This window comes from Clostridium sp. TF06-15AC (assembly GCF_003481165.1).
GTDB classification, from domain to species: Bacteria; Bacillota; Clostridia; order Lachnospirales; family Lachnospiraceae; genus Otoolea; species Otoolea fessa.
In genome coordinates this window covers 186,312-207,097 of record NZ_QUKS01000006.1, presented here as the reverse complement: position 1 = coordinate 207,097, position 20,786 = coordinate 186,312, and the positions used below count along the sequence as shown (strand labels likewise).

The following is a 20,786-nucleotide window of genomic DNA, read 5'->3' as shown; positions in this document are numbered from 1 at the left end:
ATTTACGAATTTTCCAAATCCAGCAACATTTTCTTGACCTCTACCATACGGTCACGCAGCACGACCGCTTCCTCGAAATTCAGCTCGGCTGCCGCCTGATTCATCTTCTTCGTCAGTTCCTTTACGAGTTTTTCTAATTCCTGGCGATCCATCGATTCCAGATCCTTCGTTACCTTATTCGTAACCGGTTCGGCTGCCTGCGAGATCGTGATCAGATCCCGGACAGCTTTCTTGATCGTCGTCGGCGTAATGTGATGTTCCTCATTGTACGCCTGCTGAATCGCGCGTCTTCGCTCCGTCTCCTCGATCGCCGCCCGCATCGAATCCGTGATCGAATCTGCATACATGATAACATGCCCCTCGGAATTTCGCGCTGCTCGGCCGATCGTCTGAATCAGGGACGTTTCCGAACGCAGGAATCCCTCTTTATCCGCATCCAGAATCGCCACCAGCGCAATCTCCGGGATATCCAGACCCTCACGAAGCAGATTGATGCCGACCAGCACATCGAAGACATTCAGACGCATATCCCGGATAATCTGGGCGCGTTCCAACGTGTCAATATCCGAATGCAGATATTTGACGCGGATTCCCGCATCGCGCATATAGTCGGTCAGGTCTTCTGCCATCCGCTTTGTCAGCGTCGTAACAAGCACCTTAAACCCTCGATCCACCTCCCGGTTGACCTCCGAAATCAGATCGTCGATCTGTCCCTCGACCGGTCTCACCTCAATCGGCGGATCAAGAAGTCCCGTTGGACGGATCACCTGCTCTGCCCGCAGAAGCTCATGATCTGCCTCATACTCGCCCGGTGTTGCTGAAACGCAGAGAATCTGATCCAGTTTGCTCTCAAATTCTTCAAAATTTAACGGTCGGTTATCCAGCGCCGACGGCAGGCGGAAGCCATATTCCACCAGCGTTTTCTTGCGCGACTGGTCGCCCGCGTACATACCGCGCACCTGCGGCAGCGTGATGTGCGACTCGTCCACAATCACCAGAAATTCATCCGGGAAATAATCCATCAGCGTACACGGCGGTTCTCCCGGTTTCGAACCAATCAGATGGCGCGAATAATTCTCGATACCAGAACAGAAGCCTGTTTCCCGCATCATTTCCACATCAAAATTCGTCCGCTCCGCGATTCTCTGTGCCTCCAGAAGCTTATCCTCACTCTTAAAGTAAGCGACCTGCTCCTTCATTTCCTCTAAAATATTGTTTGCCGCAATCTCCATCCGCTCTTTCGGGATGACATAATGCGATGCCGGGAAAATCGCGATATGTCCCAGCTGCGCCTTGATCTCGCCCGTCAGCGTGTCAATCTCTGTGATCCGGTCTACCTCATCCCCGAAAAACTCAATCCGGTACGCATCGCCGCCCGAATACGCCGGGTATACCTCCAACACATCGCCGCGCACCCGGAACGAACCTCGCTTGAAATCCATGTCATTCCGGCTGTACTGAATGTCGATCAGCTTGTGAATGACCTCGTCGCGGTCCTTCTCCATGCCCGGGCGCAGGGAAATAACCATGTTTTTGTAATCGATCGGGCTTCCCAGACCATAGATACAGGAAACCGATGCCACAATAATCACATCCTGCCGCTCCGACAGCGCCGCCGTCGCTGAATGCCGCAGCTTATCGATCTCGTCGTTGATAGAGGAATCCTTCTCGATGTATGTGTCCGTGGACGGGACGTAAGCCTCCGGCTGGTAGTAGTCATAGTAGCTGACAAAGTATTCCACCGCATTATTGGGAAAAAATTCCTTCATTTCTGAATAAAGCTGGGCTGCCAGCGTCTTATTATGTGCAATAATTAACGTCGGCTTATTCAGCTTCTGAATCACATTTGCCATCGTAAACGTCTTGCCAGAGCCCGTTACACCCAGTAATGTCTGGAACTGATTTCCTTCCTTGAAGCCCTCCAGCAGCTTTTCAATCGCCTGCGGCTGGTCGCCGGTCGGGCTGTATTCTGATACCAACTCAAAATGATCCATTGCTTTCTCCTGATTTGATATAATTCACAAAAAATCCCATTAAGTATTTCTATTATACCAAATCCACTCATGAATGTATACATAAAAGCAGAACAAATCAGTACAAACGTTCGATTTCAGATAACTGTTCACAGGTAGGAATTTTCTGAATTTTCTAAACTGAAGATTCCGTACGATACAGTTCTGGTTGCAGATTTTGCCGCCATTCCTATTATTTGTTTACTGTATTATTTCTTTCTTCCTGTGACTACTATCAGAACGATTCCTAATACTCCCATCATCCCCGCATACCCCACAAACGGCACGCTCACGCCCTCACTGAATCTTCCCATCCATTTCAGCACAAACGGCGAACACGCCGCTCCCAGATTGCAGCCGACCAGCACGATTGATGTGGCTGTATTGATAGAAGACTGCGGAATCTGCTCGGAAATCTGGTGGAAGGAATAGGTAACCAGAACGGTATAGAAAAATCCAACAATACTAATGCCAATTCCTATCAGCGGCAGATTGCCCGCATATGCGGTCAGAAGCATCCCCGCTCCAAGCAGCAGGCATCCAACCCCCGGTAATTTTTCCTTCCACCACATCGTCAGTTTTCCAAAATAAACACCGGCAGCTATTCCCATCAGCATCATGAGCGTGAGAATGATGCTGGCTTCCGACTCCGTTCCAAGTTTCTTCTCTAAAATCAACATCGGAACACGCAGGGAATTGGAACAGTAGATGCAGATGACAAACCCCGCAAACACTGCATAAGCAATGGTCAGGACTTCTTTTTTCCAGCATTCTCTTTTTCCATCTGCCTCCGCTTCCAGACTTTCTTTCTCTGCCCCTGCACTCTGTGAGCCCGCACTCTGTCCCGTCTCCATACTTCCCGGAACCCATACAAGATACAGAAGTACAATCACAAATCCGAGCGCGTACACCCAAAATGCCAGATTCCACCGGATCAGCACCAATTTTCCAGCAACCAGCGTCATAACCGCGCTTCCCAGCACCTCCGCCGATCCGCGGTATCCGAGCAGCGTCGCTTTTTCCCTGCCTTCATAATATTCACTGAAAATGCTGATTGCTTTCGCATTAATGAGCCCAATCCCGATCCCCAGGAAAATCCTGGACGCGAACATCACCGGATATTCCTGTACAAACACCGGTACCATGCCGCTGACCGATAAAAGAAGCAGACCGCCCACAATCATTGGACGGTCTTTCATATAACGCGACAGCCATGCATTCAGCACGATCATGACAGTGATCGCAAACGACGGTGCTGAGATCAACATCTCCACCTGTGCGGTTGTATATTCACTGAAATGCTGCAGCAGCGATGGCAGCACGATCGAAACAGAATACGCCGATGTCAGTATCAATGACAGCGATAGCAGCGCTATTTTCTTCATTTGTTCTTTCATATTGGTTTCTCCCCGAATGTTAGTTTTATACTAGAATTTTGGTAACTGTTCAGTAGGTCTGCGCATTTACTGCGCTGACAGTACGAAAACATGGGCCAGCAGGCAAAAATCCATGTATCGTTTCTTAAAACAATACTCCATTCCTTCTATCATAAATGAAATTCATTCAGAAAGAAACACTTAAATTATTTTTTATTCTAAGATAGATGTTTCACTGTTCACACATGTGTTCCCAGTTCTTCATTACCTATCCCCGCGCAAACCAGTCTTTCATGCACTGAAGCACCTGCACCAGCTCTTCTTCCTTGATAATATACGGAACCATCGCGTACAGATAATTTAAGAACGGACGGCTGAACACGCCGCGTTTGTACGCATATTCCTGATATCCTTTCAGGACTGCCGGATCATATACCTCGACACAGACACATCCGCCCATCATGCGGACCTCCCTGATTCTCGGATCGGTAAATCCTTCCATCTCCCGGCGGGTGATGGCTTCGATCTTCTGAATCTTTTCCATGTAGTTCTGCGTTTCAAACAGCTCGATCGAGGCAAGCGCCGCGCTGCACGCGAGGGCATTCCCCATGAAGGTCGGTCCGTGCATCAGCGCATGTTCCGGGTTATCATCGAAAAATCCATCAAATACCTTTTTATTTGCCACAGTCGCCGCATGACCAATGTAACCGCCGGTCAATGCCTTTCCGAGAACCAGAATATCCGGAAGCACCCGATCTGCCACAAAGCGGTTTCCGGTTCTGCCAAATCCGGTTGCCACCTCATCAAAAACCAGCAGCACGCCATATTTATCACAGAGTTCTCTTGCCTTCTCCAAAAATGAAATATCGTACATCCGCATTCCGCCAGCACCCTGTAAAAGCGGTTCCACCAGCACGCAGTTCAACTTGTCATGATACTGTTCAAATGCTTTCTCCAGCGCCGGGATCTCAGTCGGAATGTGAACCACATACGGGCTTGCACCATACGCTTTCAGCACAAAATGGTAGTCCTCATCATCGCCTGCCTCCATCGTCTTAAAGGTATCGCCGTGGTACGCGTGTTCCAGCGCCAGAATCATCGTTCGCTTCTCATCGCCGCGGTTCATATAATACTGCAGCGCCATTTTCAGCGCTACCTCAACCGCCACGCTGCCGGAATCTGAAAAAAAGCAGTAGTCCAGATCGCCCGGCAGCCAGGACGCCAGTTTTTCTGAAAGTCTGCGCGCCGGCTCATGCGTCAGACCGCCCAGCATCACATGAGAAAATTTTTCTACCTGTGAAATAATTGCCTGATTGATCACCGGATGTTTATATCCATGAATCACACTCCACCAGGATGAAACTGAATCAATCAGCTTCTGATCCTTCGTGTAAAGATATACCCCGTTCGCATCCACGATCTCATAAGGTGCTTTCATTGTTTTTAACTGTTCATATGGATACCAGATCATTTTTCTTCTCCTTTATCTTCTGTCTTACGCATACAGCCCTTTCAGCGTCTCCGCATCCATGGAAAGCTCCGTATCCCCATCCGCCACACAGGCAACCACCGGAACGCCCGTGTAATATTCACACATTTTCCGGTTATCCTCATGAAGCAGATTCCCCGTCTCATAATGGTTGAAAATAATTCCTTTCAGGGCAATTCCCTGTTGTTTCAGATAATAGGCAGTAAGCCCCACGCCATTGATCGTCCCAAGCCCCGCATCTGCAATCAGCAGGCAGCCAAGCCCGCACGCTTTTACTACTTCTGGAAGACGGATATCCGCCTCGTCTATACAGAGTGGACAGAGAATTCCGCCGCTTCCTTCCATCGTCACATACTCATATTTTTCACAGACTTTGTGAAAATCTTCCAGCACCCGATCCATCTGGACCGGGTTGCCCTCCAGACGGGATGCCAGATGCGGCGATACCGCCGTCTCGTACACATACGGACACATTTCCTCAAGCGGCTGCCCGATTCCCGACATTGTTTTTACCTGCAGGGCATCTCCTGGAATCAGGCTTCCATCCGCACGCCGCTCATTGCCGCTCATTGCCGCTTTATAATACGCCGCATCCGCGCCGCTCTCCCTCAGTTTTTTCACAATCAATCCTGTCACATACGTTTTTCCAATATCCGTTCCCGTACCTGTTATAAAAATCCCCTTGCTCATCTTTTATCCAAGTCTCCCTCCCTGAATCAGCGGAATCATCCGTTTTCCTATGATGGCAGCCACAATACAGAGCACGATATCGCCCGGAACTGCCAGAACAAAGCAATATAAAAACAGCGCTCCCACGCCGATCGGCGAATTCAGATAGAAATTGCTGATCACGTAGTAATAAATCATTCCAAATGCATAGACAATAAAAAGTCCCAGAAAATTAGCTCCCAGCAGGCGCCGGTAACTCGGATGCGTCTTGGCATTGGCAATCTTACCATTCACATACGCCGCAACCGCAAATCCGATGATATATCCAAAACTCGGCTGGAAAATATATCCCGGTCCGCCGCCCTGAGTGAAAATCGGAAGTCCAATTAAACCTAATACGATATAAACCACAACCGCCAGCGCCCCGTTGACCGGACCTAAAAGCAGACCCGCCAGCATCGTAAATAAAAACTGCAATGTAAATGGAACCACCGGAACCGGTATCTTGATAAATGCTCCCACTGCAATCAGTGCGACAAACATCGCGCACAAAACTAAATCCTTTGTCTTCATGTGTTTCAAACCTTTTTCCTCCTTGGTTATCTGAATGATTTCAGGCATCCGAAGCCATTCTATTCTCGCACATGTACATAAATTTCTCTCCGCAACCCCTGTTCCAACCATCTAAAACAGCAGCGGCCGTTCCAGATCCCGGGTAGTCGAAACAGATGCAGAACTGATTGCAAGCATAACATAGCCTTTTTCTATTGTCAACCTATTATTTTTATATAGTTAACAATTAGTTTTTTATCTGTTTTTATCTCTTTCCTTCCCATAATCTTGTTTCTTATATCCCTTGATATACATACGTTTCCCGTCCGTCCACACATTCACTGCCCCTGAATCCGCCGTTCTCCAGATCTCCGTTCCCGTCTGTTCCAGACGTTCCACCGCCTCCGGTGCCGGATGCCCGTAAGTATTTCCCTCTCCATAAGAGAGCACCGTGAAAGCTGGGGAAAAGCACTCCAAAAACTCCTCTGAGGAGGAACCGTTCGAACCATGATGTGCAGCTTTTAACAGTGTCACCTTTTCCCCCTTTTTGTCCTCTTCCATCGCCAGAATCTTCCTTTCGTCCTCCACTCCAATATCTCCTGTCAGAAGCATACGAAACTTTCCATACGTGACATCAAACACCAGTGAATGACTATTTCGCTCCTCGGCCGGCTTTTCCCCCGCCTCCGGGTACAGGCACCGAAGCGCCAGGCTTTTCCCCCGCACCGTTTCTCCCCAATGCAGATAATAGACTTCCGCACCCCGTTTTCTCGCAAGAGTTTCCAGTTTTTTATATGCTTCCTGCCCTTTTCCCGCCGCCGGAAGTGCCAGATTCCGCACCCGGATATCTGCCTCCTCCTTCAAAAGCCACTCGATCCCGTTCGTGTGATCCGCATCCGCATGGCTGACCAGAATCCAGTCCAGCGTGCGGATTCCCTGACTTTTCAAAAATGGTCCCAGCACATTTTTCCCGATTTTTTTATCCTGGCTGCTGCCACAGTCCGAAAGAATTGCCTCATCCCGCGTCCGCAGAAAGACGCCGTCGCCCTGTCCTACATCGAGAAACCAGCTCTGAAAGCCATGAACAGGCTGAACCACTAAAAAGACTACCGCCACAGCAATAAATACACTATTTTTTCCCGGTGCATTCCATTCTTTTGGAAACAGAAAAATCCCTTTTCTCTCTAAATTATCTCTTGCTTCTCCCACACTCCACACATATCGAATCCCCAGCGCCACATAAAACACCCCTATTTTCCACATGTCCGGGCGTCCTGCCACGATGGAATGAAACGGCACGCGTTCCACCTGGATGCAAAGCCATTCATACAACTGAAAAATATAATGCCCCGGACCCGTACATGCACTTGCCGCTATTCTGAATATTTCTGGTATTTCTGATATTCCTGATGCTGCACCCCCAAAAGCCGAAAGCACTCCCGCAATGCTGCTGCCTCCGCCCATTCCCCCCATTTTTCCTCCCACAAACGCTATACTGTAAATTCCAAGCGCCAGCAGACCGCTTCCGGCTGCATACGCGAGAAGCGGAATCACGATCAGATTCAGAAAAATTCCCAACATCGGAAATGTAAAATAGTGATACAGCTGAATCGGCATCGTATAAAGCTGAATTGCCAAGCTGAGCATGAGTGTTTCATATCCTTTCTTTTTTTCTTTCTCTTGTTCCTCCTCTTTTCTCTTTTTTCCCACTTTCCGCAGCTCCTCCGTCTCCAGCCCAATCGCGGCAACCGCGCCATAGGAAAGCTGCAATCCCGCCGAAAAGAGCAGATACGGCGACTGCCACGCCTGTAAAATCAAAGATAGCGACAGCGCACTCAGCAGATCGTAACTCCGCCCCAGATATGCCGCCAGACAGGACACCTCTACCATAAATACCGCCCGGAATACCGATGCTCCAAATCCGGTTACTAAACCATAAAAGGTAAGAAGCGCTGAAGCTCCCAGTCCCGCCCATCCATACGATATGCCCCAAAAACGCAGTGCGCTGTAAACGCTCATGCCAATCAAAGAGACATGAAGCCCGCTGACTGCCAGAATATGTGCAATCCCATTATCCTGAAACCGTTCGCGCAGCTCTTCCGATAACCCGGATTTATCCCCCAGCAAAATTGCCTGGAAAATCCCTGCATCTTCTGGAACACAGATTTCCTGAAAAACAGCCGTCGCGTACGCCCGGAAGCATTCTGCCTGACTTCGGAGAGGGGAACTTTTTCCTTCTGAAATAAAAATCCGATCCGCCGTCACCCGGTTTCTGATTCCTAGTCCCCGGTAATACATCCGATACGAAAACTGCCCCGGATTGCGCGCTTCTTCCAGAAACTCAGCAGTTCCCGTCAGATGAATCTGACTTCCGCAGGGTGGCAGAATTTTCTCTTCACACTTCTCCAGTAAATCGCTTTTACACGATATCAGTACCTTTCTTACACTTTCATCCTCTACCTCCACCCCCGTCAAAATCATCGTACACCACCCATTTTTTTCCGAAATAGAATCCAGTGTTCCCGATACCGCCACCTCTGCCGAACCGCCCTTCTGCGTTACCATCCGTTCCAGCGCATCCGGGCGCATTTCCACCATCATCCGTCCCCATCCTGCCAGGAAACAGAAAAACAGCAGAAAGACACGGCACATCATCGGATCTTTCCAATTCCAGACGCGTTCTGCGTCTGTCTGAAAGTCCGAATCTACCCGTCCTTCTGCTGTTTTTATGACTGCAAGCAAAAAAAACGCTGCTGCAATTATAAACCACACCGTCATGCCCATCTGGTACGCTGCGACCTCTCCAAGTACAAAAGCCACCATCATCCACATTACCGGTCGTTTGATATTCAATTCCTCTTTTCCTGTATTCTACAAAACATCAACAAAATCCCATTGCTGCTCTCTTCCAAACATGGCATATACATTCTGTCTGACAGTTACTTCACAATATACTTCTCCTCTCTCTCCAGAGGCTGCACCAGCGAAATCACATTCCGGTACGTCACATCTGCCGAGCCATTGACCGTGATCTGTACTTTATTCACCGTCTGAAGCTCTGTCAGCGAATCGACGATCGCGTAAATCGGAATATACTCCGCCACATCGATATCCCCGGAAATAAAACTGCTATCCAGGTTGACATAGCAGGTATTATCTGTCAGTGATACGTTTAATACCTTTGTATTTTTCGGCATCACTGAAAGCCCGCCATTCTGGGAACCTGCCAGCAGCTGTTCCACTACCAGGCGTTCCAGCGACGTGTTCATACTGTGAAATACTTCCCGTTTTTCTGCCACCAGACCATCTTTTTCTTCATTGGCAAAATACAGGGTCAGCTCTACTTTTTCATAGGAATTGACATCCGAAATACTGTCTACAAAATCACTTCCTGCGATCGCGCCCACCGGGTTTCCATGTGTGTCCAGAAGCGGCTGTCCCTCGCAATTAATGCTGATATAATCGACTCCCTTAACCTGTGTAAAGGTCTTTGCCAGCGCCGCCCGGCACAGAATCTCCCTCGACGCTTTCATATTCATATATTCCTGATTAAAATTCAGCGTCAGCACATTATTGTCCCGGTTAATATCCAGGAATTCAACCTTATCGCTTAAAACTGCCTGATACTCCGGGTTTTCCGGCGCCGCAAGGATCTGTCCCGCCAGCTCCCCGATCAGGATCTCAGCGTCCGCCGTCTCCGTCTGATAGGAAACACTCGCCAGCCCCGTGCGCGTCGAATTGAGATAATAAATCTGATAGACGCCGTCCTCACCCGCCGTCGGATGCACCTCTTCTTTTTTTCGGCATCCGCTCAGAAGAAGCAGACATGCCAGGCAAAGGATCAGCCACGAACTTACGCTTCCTGCCCGTTTTCCAGAGCTTTTTTTTCTTATTTTCTCCATTTATTATTTCCTGTTGTTATTTTGCAATCTATCTCACAATAGACATTTCCCTGCCTCACATTCGAACACTGCAACACTCAAATACCGCAACATTCAAACACTGAAACATTCGAACACGACAGCATTCAAACACCGAAATATTCGAACACTACAGCACCAGCAACCCTCTCGAACCTCTAAACCGCCCAGAACCACGCTGTCTACGGAATATAATTCAACGGAATCCGCACCGTAAAGGTTGCTCCCTTGCCTTCTTCACTCTTCAGGCGGATCGCGCCCTGATGAAGAAGAATAATATTCTTCGTGATCGCAAGCCCCAGCCCGGTACCGCCTGTCTCGCGTGAGCGCGCCTTATCTACACGGTAAAAACGCTCAAATACGCGCTCCTGGAATTCTTTCGGGATTCCCACGCCATTATCCTCTACCTTCACATAAAAGAACTTGTGGTCAGCATCCAGCGTCACCCAGACTTTTCCCTCTTCGCGGTTATACTTGATCGCATTTTCCACCAGGTTCGAAAGTGCCAGGCTCAATTTTACCTCGTCCACATCCGCCGATACTTCCCGCTTGCTCTCATACGTGATCTCAATGTTCCGCCGCTTCGCGATCGGGGTCAGACGTTTTAAAATCTGTTCCAGAAGACCATTGATCGAAGTCTGGGCAATATTCAGATCCGGCGATGATTTATCCATTTTGACTAACGTCAGCAGATCATCGATAATCTTGCCCTCGCGGTCAATCTCCGCCGAAATATCCTGCATAAACTCCTGATATAACTCCGCCGGGGCGTTCTCCATCCCCATCAGAGAATCCGCCAGCACCCTTATCGAAGTCAGCGGTGTTTTCAGCTCATGCGACACGTTGGAAACAAACTCCTGACGCGACTGATCCAGGTTTTTCAGCTTCCGGATGGTCTGCATGACTGCCTCCGAAATGTCCCGCGTCTCCCGATATGTTTTTACATCAATATCCTGATCCAGATTTCCCTCTGCCACCATATCGAGCTGCTGCTGCAGGCGGCGGAATGGTTTCAGCAAGCAAGCCGCCGCCAATAAATCTGCGATCAGAATAAAACAGAACATAACGAGCTGCAAAAATCCCGTCTTCTGCACAATTTTCTCCTGCAAAAGCGCCGAATTTTCCGTGGACGCCATCAGAAGAAGGACTCCCTGCACGCCTGCCGTATTTTTCCCATTTCCGGCTGCCACATCCGAATCGATCGGCGCTGCATCCGTGCTTTTTGCCTGAATCGGCTGCGCTACATAGAAATACTTTTTCTTCTGGTTCAGATAGCTGGAAGTTTCCCCGTCAAATGCCTTTAACACATCCGATACAACCAGCGTTTTCCCTCTGGAAAGATCAAATGTGTCTTTCAAAATCTTAAAGCTGTCGTCCACCAGCACGATTCTTCCGTTCATCAGATCCGCCGTTGTACTAAGTTCCGCATCCAGCGCCGGATTTGGATTTCCCGACAGCAGTACATTGATATAATCACTGCTGCGTATCTTGTTTGCTAAAATCAGACACCGGTTCTGCGCTTCCGCCATCCGTTCTTCCACGTGGCTCTGGTAAAAATACCCCGATGTAAAACGAACCTGTACCAGAAGCGGAACCAGCGTCAGAATCAGAAAGGCGAGGAACAGAGGGATTCTCATCCCGATCGTGTGCTCCATCGCTTTCCATATCTTTCTTTTATGTTCTGCTATTCTTCTCATGTTCCTGTCCTGAACGATTACAATTCACGCGCTCTTACTTGGGTTGCTTAACTTCCTGACATTGGCTGTGAACTGTAACCCCGAAATGCTGCTCTGTAACTGCGTTTTTCACAACAACGATCCGATTTCAAGCTTCTTCGTTGCCGCAATCGCCAGCGCTCCCGGTCCGATATGGCAGGCTACACTTAAGGACAGCGGCTCTACACGGACTTCCGTCTCCGGGAAAAGTTCCCGAAGCTCGGCTGCCAGCTCCTGCGCCATCTCATCATTGTCGGTATGCGCTACATCAATATACGTTTTTTCTCCCGTCATATCATCAAACCGATTTTCCAGATCGCGGGTGATCGCCGTGATCATCATGGAACGCGCCTGTTTCATCGTCCGCGCCTTCGCAAATGCGTCCAGCTTCTCGCCCTGTATCGTCAGAACCGGTTTTAAACGGAGAAGTGTTCCGAGCGCTGCTGCCGCTGGTGTGATTCTACCGCCCTTTTTCAGGTATTTTAATGTGTCAACCGTGACATAAATAGTTGAATCCAAACCTGTCTCTTCCAGCTTTTTGCAGATCGCCTCCGCGTCCATGCCGGCTGCCGCCATGTCAAGCGCATCCTGCACCGAACGGCGCTGTGTCACGGAAATCCTGTGATTATCCGCCACCTGCACTTTTCCGTCGAAATCATCTGCCAGCATCTTTGCCGTCTGGCAGGAACTCGAAAGCCCGCCGGACATCGGGATGTGCACAACTGCATCGTATTCCTCCAAAAGTTTTTCCCAGAGATTTAAGATCGTCTCCGGGGACGGCTGGGATGTGCTCACATCGTGATCCCCGCTCAGATGCTCATAAAATTCCTTCTGTGTCAAATTTATATCTTCCAGATACTCGGTTCCATCAATCATAAACGGCATCGGCAGGACATATACGCCCATCTCTTTCGCCTGTGCCTGTGTAATTCCGCTGTTGCTGTCTGTAACAACCGCTACCTTCATGCTTGTTTCCTCCTGTTTTCCCTGTGAATCTGCTGCCATCCTATTTTCCTTTCCGCATAACACTTTCTTTTCTAAAAATGTCTGCCCTGGAACAGCCTCCGAGCGGTTCACATAGATGATTTTATTTTATCCTATTTTCTTATGAAATGGAAGAGAGAAGTAACCAAAAACTGCCACAAAACAAGCCCCGACCATTTCTCTGTTCATGATCTTTTCTTGCTTTATGGCAGTTTTCCCGATTCTTATTGACGGTTATATTTATACTTTCCTAATATATTCGAAAATTCTCCCTATTTCACCAACAGCGACTCTCCCGTCATCTCCTTCGGCTTCTCAAGTCCCATCAGTTCAATCAGCGTCGGCACAATATCGCAGAGGCGTCCGCCCTCGCGCAGCTTGTACGCCGGGTCAGCGCCGACCAGGACAAACGGCACCTGATTGGTCGTGTGAGCGGTCCACGGCTCGCCGGTTGCCTCATCAACCATCACCTCTGCATTACCGTGATCGGCGCAGATAAAGAGAACGCCTCCGGCTGCCTTGATGGCTTCAACTGCACGTCCTACGCAGGCATCGACGGTCTCAATCGCCTTGATTGCAGCCGACTCCACACCCGTGTGGCCTACCATATCCGGGTTTGCAAAATTGATGATGATGACATCATATTTGCCGGACTCAATCGCCTCCACCAGCTTATCGCACACGATCGGTGCGCTCATCTCCGGTTTCAGGTCGTAGGTCGGAACCTCCTTCGGAGACGGAACCAGAATGCGGTCCTCGCCCTCGTTCGGCTCTTCCACGCCGCCGTTGAAGAAAAATGTTACGTGTGCATATTTCTCGGTTTCGGCGATACGTGCCTGCGTCATATGGTGCGCCGCCAGGAACTCTCCAAACGTGTTCTTAATCTCTTCCTTCTTGAACGCAATCAGCTTGTTCCCGATCGTCTCATCGTAATCGGTAAAGCATACAAACGTCAGGTCAAGCTTCTTCTCTCTCGCAAATCCGGTAAATCCCTCATCGCAGAATGCGCGGGTGATCTCTCTTGCACGGTCCGGACGGAAGTTGAAGAAAATGACGGAATCGCCATCCTGAATCGTGGCAACCGGCTTTCCGTCCTTCTCTACATAGAACGGTACGACAAACTCATCGTTTACCTCTTTATCATAGGATGCCTGAATGCCTGCACACGCGCTTTCTGCCTTCTCGCCCTCTGCCTTTGTCAGCACATCATAAGCTTTCTGGACACGATCCCAGTTTTTATCACGGTCCATCGCATAGTAGCGTCCCATCACGGAAGCCACCTCGCCGATGCCAAGCTGCTGAATCTTCTTCTCTAATTCTGCTACGAACTCCTTGCCGGAGGTCGGCGGTGTATCACGTCCGTCCAGGAAGCAGTGCACATACACTTTTTTAAGTCCCTGACGTTTTGCGAACTCCAGAAGTCCGAATAAATGAGTCAGATGGCTGTGAACGCCGCCGTCTGATACCAGTCCGAACAGATGCAGGGCGGAATCATTTTTCTTGCAGGTGTCTGCGGCTGCCAGAAATTCCGGATTCTCAAAGAAATCGCCATCCTCGATTGATTTCGTGATACGGGTCAGCTCCTGGTATACGATACGTCCGGCACCCATATTTAAATGTCCAACCTCCGAGTTACCCATCTGTCCGTCCGGCAGACCGACCGCCAGACCGCTGGCATTGCCGCGCACAAACGGGCACTGGCTCATCAGCTGATCCATGATCGGTGTCTTCGCCTCACACACGGCATTGTGCTCACAGGTATCTCTCATGCCATATCCATCGAGAATCATTAATACGGTTGGCTTTTTTTTCATCTCTTTCTTCTTCCTTTCCTTCCATGAAATGAACCGTTTTTTCTGAAACAACCGGATGAACCAACAATTTTGATTGTTTCAGTTCAAAACCTTCACCTTCTTTTTTTACTGGCAAAAAGGGGACTGCCACGCCTCACACGTGCGACAGCCCCCTTTTGCTCATCTCTTATTTATAATTTACAATCTTTCCAAAATCTGCCTTTAAGGATGCGCCGCCTACCAGACCGCCATCGATATCCGGCTGTGCAAACAGCTCCGGAGCCGATGCTGCGGATACGGAACCGCCGTACTGAATGCGGATCGCCTCTGCGGTCGCCTCATCGTACACTTCCTTGATGCACGCACGGATCGCGCCGCACACTTCCTCAGCCTGCTCGGTGGTCGCTACCTTGCCGGTACCGATCGCCCAGATTGGCTCGTATGCGATCACAGCTGTCTTTGCCTGCTCTGCGGTCACATTCTGGAATGCGATCTTGATCTGCTGACGGATCCAGTCAAGCGTGATGCCCTGCTCTCTCTGGGTCAGAGTCTCGCCGCAGCAGATGATCGGGGTCAGACCGTGCTCAAATGCTTTCAGTACTTTCTTATTGACCGTCTCATCGGTCTCTGCAAAGTATTCTCTGCGCTCGGAATGTCCGATAATCACGTATTTAACGCCTGCATCGGTCAGCATATTCGGGGAGATCTCGCCGGTGTAAGCACCTTTCTCCTCGAAATACATATTTTCAGCGCCGACTGCGATGTTGGTTCCCTCGCACGCTTTTACAACCGGGATAATATCAATCGCCGGTACGCAGAATACAACGTCTACATCTTCCGAAACAACGAGCGGCTTCAGAAGCTCTACCAGAGCTACTGCCTCCGACGGCGTCATGTTCATTTTCCAGTTGCCTGCTACGATCTTTCTTCTAGCCATGACTATTCTATTCCTCTTTTCTGTTTGTTTATTTATTTATCATTCGCTGCCGCTACGCCCGGAAGCTCTTTTCCCTCTAAGAATTCCAGAGAAGCGCCGCCGCCGGTAGAAATATGGGTCATCTTGTCGCCAAATCCAAGCTGGTTGACCGCTGCTGCAGAATCGCCGCCGCCGATGATCGTGGTCGCTTCGGTGTCTGCCAGTGCTTTTGCAACTGCGATTGTACCCTGTGCCAGAGTCGGGTTCTCAAATACACCCATCGGTCCGTTCCATACAACTGTCTTAGCAGATTTTACGGTGTCTGCATACAGCTTTGCAGTTTCCGGTCCTATGTCAAGTCCCATCGTATCAGCCGAGATAGCGTCAACCGATACATTCTGTACCTCGATCGGTGCATCGATCGGATCCGGGAAGGATGCTGCTACAGCTGCATCAACCGGAAGAAGCAGTTTCTTGCCAAGCTTCGCCGCCTTCTCTACCATCTCACGGCAATAATCTAACTTTGTATCATCGACTAAGGATTTACCAATCTCCTTGCCCTGTGCTTTTAAGAAGGTAAATGCCATGCCGCCGCCGATGATCAGCGTGTCGCACTTCTCCAGCAGGTTGGAGATAACGTTTAATTTATCGGCTACCTTCGCACCGCCTAAAATGGCAACGAACGGGCGAACCGGGTTATCTACTGCATTTCCAAGGAAATCGATCTCTTTCTGCATCAGGTAACCAACTACTGCGGTGTCCACATACTGGGTCACGCCTACGTTTGAGCAGTGTGCGCGGTGTGCAGTACCAAATGCATCGTCCACATAGACATCACACAGGGATGCCAGATCCTTGCTGAACGCCTCACCGTTCTTGGTTTCCTCGGCACGGTAACGGGTGTTCTCAAGCAGAACAACCTCGCCATCCTTCATCGCCTCAACGGCTGCCCTTGCGTTCGCTCCAACCACTTCCGGATCGGCTGCAAATTTCACTTCCTGTCCCAGAAGTTCAGACAGACGAACGGCTACCGGTGCCAGAGACAGCTCCGGCTTCGGCTCTCCCTTCGGTTTGCCAAGATGGGAGCAGAGAATTACCTTTCCGCCGTCCGCAATCAGTTTTTTGATCGTCGGAAGCGCTGCCACCAGACGGTTTTCATCGGTGATCTTTCCTTCTTTTAACGGTACGTTGAAATCACAGCGTACCAGAACGCGTTTGCTCTTTACATTGATATCATCCACGGATTTTTTATTCAGCATATCCTGTCTCCTTTACATTATAAAAGAATAAAAAACAGGTCCGGTCCCGACCGAGGACCGGACCCATCTTGAATCCTTATGATTTTCTATCGAATCGATAAAATTATGCCAGCTCTGCGAAGTATTTGATTGTACGAACCATCTGGCTTGTGTAGGAGTTCTCGTTGTCATACCAGGAAACAACCTGTACCTGATATAAGTCATCACCGATCGGAGATACCATAGTCTGTGTAGAATCAAACAGGGAACCATAGCGGATACCTACGATATCGGAAGAAACGATCTCATCCTCGTTGTAGCCGAAGGACTCAGTCTGAGCTGCCTTCATAGCCTCGTTGATAGCTTCCTTAGTAACGTCAGCTTTCTTAACAACGGCTGTCAGAATAGTAGTGGAACCAGTCGGAACCGGAACACGCTGTGCGGAACCGATGAGCTTGCCGTTTAATTCCGGAATAACCAGACCAATCGCTTTTGCAGCACCGGTGGAGTTCGGAACGATGTTGACAGCGCCTGCTCTTGCTCTTCTTAAATCGCCTTTTCTGTGCGGTCCGTCCAGAATCATCTGATCGCCTGTGTAAGCGTGGATGGTGGACATGATACCGGACTGAATCGGAGCATAGTCGTTTAATGCCTTAGCCATCGGAGCCAGGCAGTTAGTTGTACAGGATGCTGCGGAGATAATCTTATCTTCCGGTTTCAGTGTCTTGTGGTTTACATTGTATACGATAGTCGGAAGGTCATTGCCTGCCGGTGCGGAGATAACGACTTTCTTAGCGCCTGCATCGATATGTGCCTGTGCTTTTGCCTTGGATGTATAGAATCCGGTACACTCCAGAACTACGTCTACACCAATCTCGCCCCACGGAAGTTCAGCAGCGTTTGCCTTTGCGTAGATAGTAATCTTCTTGCCATCTACTACAATATAATCTTCGCCAGCTTCTACCGTATGTCCATCGTATCTGCCCTGAGCAGAATCATACTTTAACAGGTGAGCTAACATTTTCGGATTTGTCAGATCGTTGATAGCTACGACTTCGTAACCCTCAGCGCCAAACATCTGTCTGAAAGCCAGACGACCAATACGACCAAAACCATTAATTGCAACTTTTACTGCCATGATCTCATTCCTCCTAGAAATTCATCTTCATGATTGTTAAATATTAATCAACCCTGCTTGTATTGTACCCAACTTTTCCTAAAATAGCAAGTGGTTTTTTGTAAATTTTACAGCAAATATTCAGTATTTTCTCTCTTGCTGCGCACAACTTCGACGGATTGTCATACCTTAAATGGAATTTTGTGCTGACAGCCTTAATTTTGCATAATTTTTTAACCAAATGCTCTAATTCGAACTATTTTCATTTTAATCGATCTCTTCTTGTTTTTCAACCTTTTTCCGTGGCTTCGCATTTGAATACGGCAAATTCCTGCTGCCACCACGTTTTCTTACGGCACTTTCGGTTCCAAAAGTGCCTACCCGTGAACAATAACCCGGCCACTTTGCAATTCGCCATCCGGCGTCTTGTAAACCTCCACACTTTCTTGCAGATCGTTTCTTTTTTTACTATAATAACTTTAATCATCGTTTTGGTTTACACATTTTGCAGACCGGATCAACTCATTTCCTACATCAAATAAATTCCGGAGGTTTTATATATGAAGATAAAGGAAGGAAAATCAGCGCTGGAACAGAATCTGTACCGATCCTTTCTGCTCCTTTCCGCTACCCTGGTGCTCATCTCACTTGGTTTTACTCTGTTTTTTGATATTTCCAGGCAGCGAAAGGATATGGACAAGCTGATCAGCGGTACTGCTTCTTATATTGCTGCAATTCCGGATGTCGCCGCCATGCTGGAAAACGGCTATCCTGATTCCACCGTGACCCGCGACCTGGATTCTCTTTCTTCGAATATACCAGATATCAATGTCATCGTCATCAGTGATAAAAACGGACTGCGCTTTTACCACACGAACCGTCTGAAAACCGGCGATTCCTACGTGGCAGGTGACGAGGACGCTATTCTGGCAGGAAGCGATCCATATATCACAACCGGCTACGGCACGCACGGCATGCAGCGGCGCGCCTTTCACGCAGTAAAAAACAGCGGCGGAGAGATCGTCGGTTTTGTGATGGTTTCCCTGTTCACCGCTACCCTGTCCGCCCAGCACCGCAGTCTGCTGTTCTTTTATATAATTATATTCCTGATCATGATGATCGTCAGCATTTCCCTGACGCACACAATGTTCTCCCTGCTGCGCGACTCCCTGTTGGGATATGACCCGGAAGAACTCGTCAATATTTATACCCGCCAGGATGAGGTCATGAATATGATCGACGAGGGACTTGCCGCAACCGATCTGGACGGCAGAATTCTCTTTGCCAACCAGAAAGTTTCCACAATACTCGGTCGTCCTGCAAACGACCCTCCGCTCACCCACCTCACGATTCAGGAATTGTTTCCACAGACCGCTTTCGATCAGGTCATAAAAACCGGCGAAAGTGTAACGCACGAGAGCATCAGCTTCGCCGGACGCCAGCTCATCGTCAAGGAGGTGCCGATCCATGGACGCGGTAAACAGGCGCGCCGAGGTGTCCTGATCGTTTTATTTGACCGCACCGACCTCCTGCGTCTCTCCGACGAGCTTTCCGGCGCCCACAATATGTTGGACACGCTGCGCGCGTTCAACCATGAATTTTTAAATAAGCTGCACATCATTCTCGGCTACCTACAGACCGGGGAGATTCAGCAGGCGATGAATTTTATCACCAACAGCAGCCTTGTCTCCAGCCAGTCCGTCCGTGAGACAGCCAACTGCATCCGCGTTCCGAAAATCTGTGCGCTTGTGATCGGGAAAATGATGCACGCCGCCGAGCTTGGCATCCGCCTGCAGGTCAGCGCCGACAGCACCTGCCGCGACCATGATCTGCTGATCCCGGTGGAAGGATTTGTCACCATTCTCGGCAATCTGATGGAAAATGCCATTGAAGAGCTAAGCCACGATCACACCGCCAGTCCGGATGTCATTAACGCATCTGAAAGCCCGCGCGAGATCCACATCGGCATCTACTGCCGCCCAGACGTCAACATCATCACCTGCGAGGACACCGGGCACGGCATACAGCCACAGCTGCTCGATCATATTTTCGAAAAAGGTGTTTCCTCCAAGGGCGAGAACCGCGGAACCGGGCTTTTCCTGGTTCATGAGCTGATGGAGGAGTACGGCGGAACCATCGATATTGACACAGAGCCTGGCGAGGGCACCTGCTTCACCCTGACATTTACCCGAAAGGAGACAGAATCTAATGTATAAAGTCATTATTATAGAAGATGATCCGATGGTTGCATCCATCAATAAACAGTATGTCGAGCTGACCTCCTCTTTTCACGTGGAGGCAACTTTCAAAAACGGCATCCTTGCCCTGCAGTATCTGCAGAACTGCACGGTTGACCTGATTATTCTCGACTACTACACGCCTCAGATGAACGGCGACGAATTTATCGACCAGCTCCACGCGGCTGGCATGACCCCTGCGATCATTATGGTAACCTCTGCCAACGACGCAGAGACCGTCCGCCGGCTTATATCCCGCGGCGTCACCGATTATCTCGTCAAACCATTTGAATATGACCGTTTCAAAGCTGCCCTGGAACGATTTGCGAAACGTCAGGAGGAATTGAAAACATCGGCGTCCGCTTCTGACCTGGGACAGGCGGAGATCGACCGCCTCTTCTCCGTCCCGGATGTCTCCTCCCAGAGCGCTCCGCTGACAAAGGGCTTAAATGAACGCACCCTTGGACTGATCCGCCTCTTTCTCTCCGAACATCCGGAGGAGGTCTGGTCCAGCGAACAGATTTCGGAACAGGTTCATTTGTCCCGTATTACAGTCCGGCGGTACTTAAATTACTTAGTCGAAACCAACGAACTGGTCAGCATGATCGATTACCAGACCGGTGGACGCCCTTCTATTAAATATAGATATTCCGGAAAATAAAAACCACTTCGTTTTCCAGCAATATTCAGGTTTTTCCTGTCTTTTCGCGGCTGCAGCTGTACAGATTCACCATAGAGTCGAATCTATACTGCAGTCGCTTTTTTATA

General features: G+C 49.3%; 15 protein-coding genes. 2 read left to right on the top strand and 13 right to left on the bottom strand.

Annotation, left to right across the window (positions count from 1 at the left end):
• Positions 1 to 2: 2 nt before the first annotated feature.
• The 13 genes from uvrB to gap all read right to left on the bottom strand — a co-directional run bounded on the left by uvrB (position 3) and on the right by gap (position 17,802).
• Positions 3 to 1,994: an excinuclease ABC subunit UvrB gene (gene uvrB / locus DXC57_RS12675; protein ID WP_118652945.1), complete on the bottom strand. Its 1,992-nt coding sequence runs from the start codon at positions 1,992 to 1,994 to the stop codon at positions 3 to 5.
• A 227-nt stretch (positions 1,995 to 2,221) separates the two neighbouring features.
• Complete coding sequence (locus DXC57_RS12670; protein WP_118652943.1) at positions 2,222 to 3,409, bottom strand: MFS transporter; 1,188 nt, start codon at positions 3,407 to 3,409, stop codon at positions 2,222 to 2,224.
• 247 nt (positions 3,410 to 3,656) lie between these two features.
• Positions 3,657 to 4,859: an adenosylmethionine--8-amino-7-oxononanoate transaminase gene (bioA, locus tag DXC57_RS12665; RefSeq protein ID WP_022359179.1), complete on the bottom strand. Its 1,203-nt coding sequence runs from the start codon at positions 4,857 to 4,859 to the stop codon at positions 3,657 to 3,659.
• A 24-nt stretch (positions 4,860 to 4,883) separates the two neighbouring features.
• On the bottom strand, positions 4,884 to 5,567 hold the full coding sequence (bioD, locus tag DXC57_RS12660) for a dethiobiotin synthase (RefSeq protein ID WP_118652941.1): 684 nt from the start codon (positions 5,565 to 5,567) through the stop codon (positions 4,884 to 4,886).
• Between the two features lie 3 nt (positions 5,568 to 5,570).
• Positions 5,571 to 6,119: a biotin transporter BioY gene (locus DXC57_RS12655; protein ID WP_233430256.1), complete on the bottom strand. Its 549-nt coding sequence runs from the start codon at positions 6,117 to 6,119 to the stop codon at positions 5,571 to 5,573.
• A gap of 234 nt (positions 6,120 to 6,353) precedes the next feature.
• The gene (locus DXC57_RS12650; RefSeq protein WP_147354102.1) at positions 6,354 to 8,951 is read right to left on the bottom strand and encodes a ComEC/Rec2 family competence protein; all 2,598 of its coding nucleotides are present in this window, start codon (positions 8,949 to 8,951) and stop codon (positions 6,354 to 6,356) included.
• Positions 8,952 to 9,037: 86 nt separating this feature from the next.
• Positions 9,038 to 10,000 (bottom strand): GerMN domain-containing protein, encoded by a 963-nt coding sequence (locus DXC57_RS12645; protein WP_118652937.1) that lies wholly within the window; start codon positions 9,998 to 10,000, stop codon positions 9,038 to 9,040.
• 200 nt (positions 10,001 to 10,200) lie between these two features.
• A complete protein-coding gene (locus DXC57_RS12640) occupies positions 10,201 to 11,715 on the bottom strand; it encodes an ATP-binding protein (protein WP_118652935.1) in 1,515 nt (504 codons plus the stop codon).
• A gap of 108 nt (positions 11,716 to 11,823) precedes the next feature.
• The gene (locus DXC57_RS12635) at positions 11,824 to 12,699 is read right to left on the bottom strand and encodes a DegV family protein (RefSeq protein ID WP_118652981.1); all 876 of its coding nucleotides are present in this window, start codon (positions 12,697 to 12,699) and stop codon (positions 11,824 to 11,826) included.
• 290 nt (positions 12,700 to 12,989) lie between these two features.
• Complete coding sequence (gene gpmI, locus DXC57_RS12630) at positions 12,990 to 14,531, bottom strand: 2,3-bisphosphoglycerate-independent phosphoglycerate mutase (protein WP_118652933.1); 1,542 nt, start codon at positions 14,529 to 14,531, stop codon at positions 12,990 to 12,992.
• Positions 14,532 to 14,697: 166 nt separating this feature from the next.
• Positions 14,698 to 15,447, bottom strand: coding sequence for a triose-phosphate isomerase (gene tpiA / locus DXC57_RS12625; RefSeq protein ID WP_022359187.1), 750 nt, complete (start codon positions 15,445 to 15,447; stop codon positions 14,698 to 14,700).
• 32 nt (positions 15,448 to 15,479) lie between these two features.
• Positions 15,480 to 16,685, bottom strand: coding sequence for a phosphoglycerate kinase (locus DXC57_RS12620; protein WP_118652931.1), 1,206 nt, complete (start codon positions 16,683 to 16,685; stop codon positions 15,480 to 15,482).
• Positions 16,686 to 16,788: 103 nt separating this feature from the next.
• Positions 16,789 to 17,802, bottom strand: a complete 1,014-nt coding sequence (gap, locus tag DXC57_RS12615; RefSeq protein WP_022359484.1) for a type I glyceraldehyde-3-phosphate dehydrogenase — start codon at positions 17,800 to 17,802, stop codon at positions 16,789 to 16,791.
• Positions 17,803 to 18,341: 539 nt separating this feature from the next.
• Between gap and DXC57_RS12610 the strand changes: the two genes are divergently transcribed.
• Positions 18,342 to 19,997 (top strand): ATP-binding protein, encoded by a 1,656-nt coding sequence (locus tag DXC57_RS12610; protein WP_118467257.1) that lies wholly within the window; start codon positions 18,342 to 18,344, stop codon positions 19,995 to 19,997.
• On the top strand, positions 19,990 to 20,679 hold the full coding sequence (locus DXC57_RS12605) for a response regulator (protein WP_117795944.1): 690 nt from the start codon (positions 19,990 to 19,992) through the stop codon (positions 20,677 to 20,679). Before DXC57_RS12610 ends, DXC57_RS12605 begins: the two co-directional genes overlap by 8 nt.
• The last annotated feature ends 107 nt before the right edge of the window (positions 20,680 to 20,786 follow it).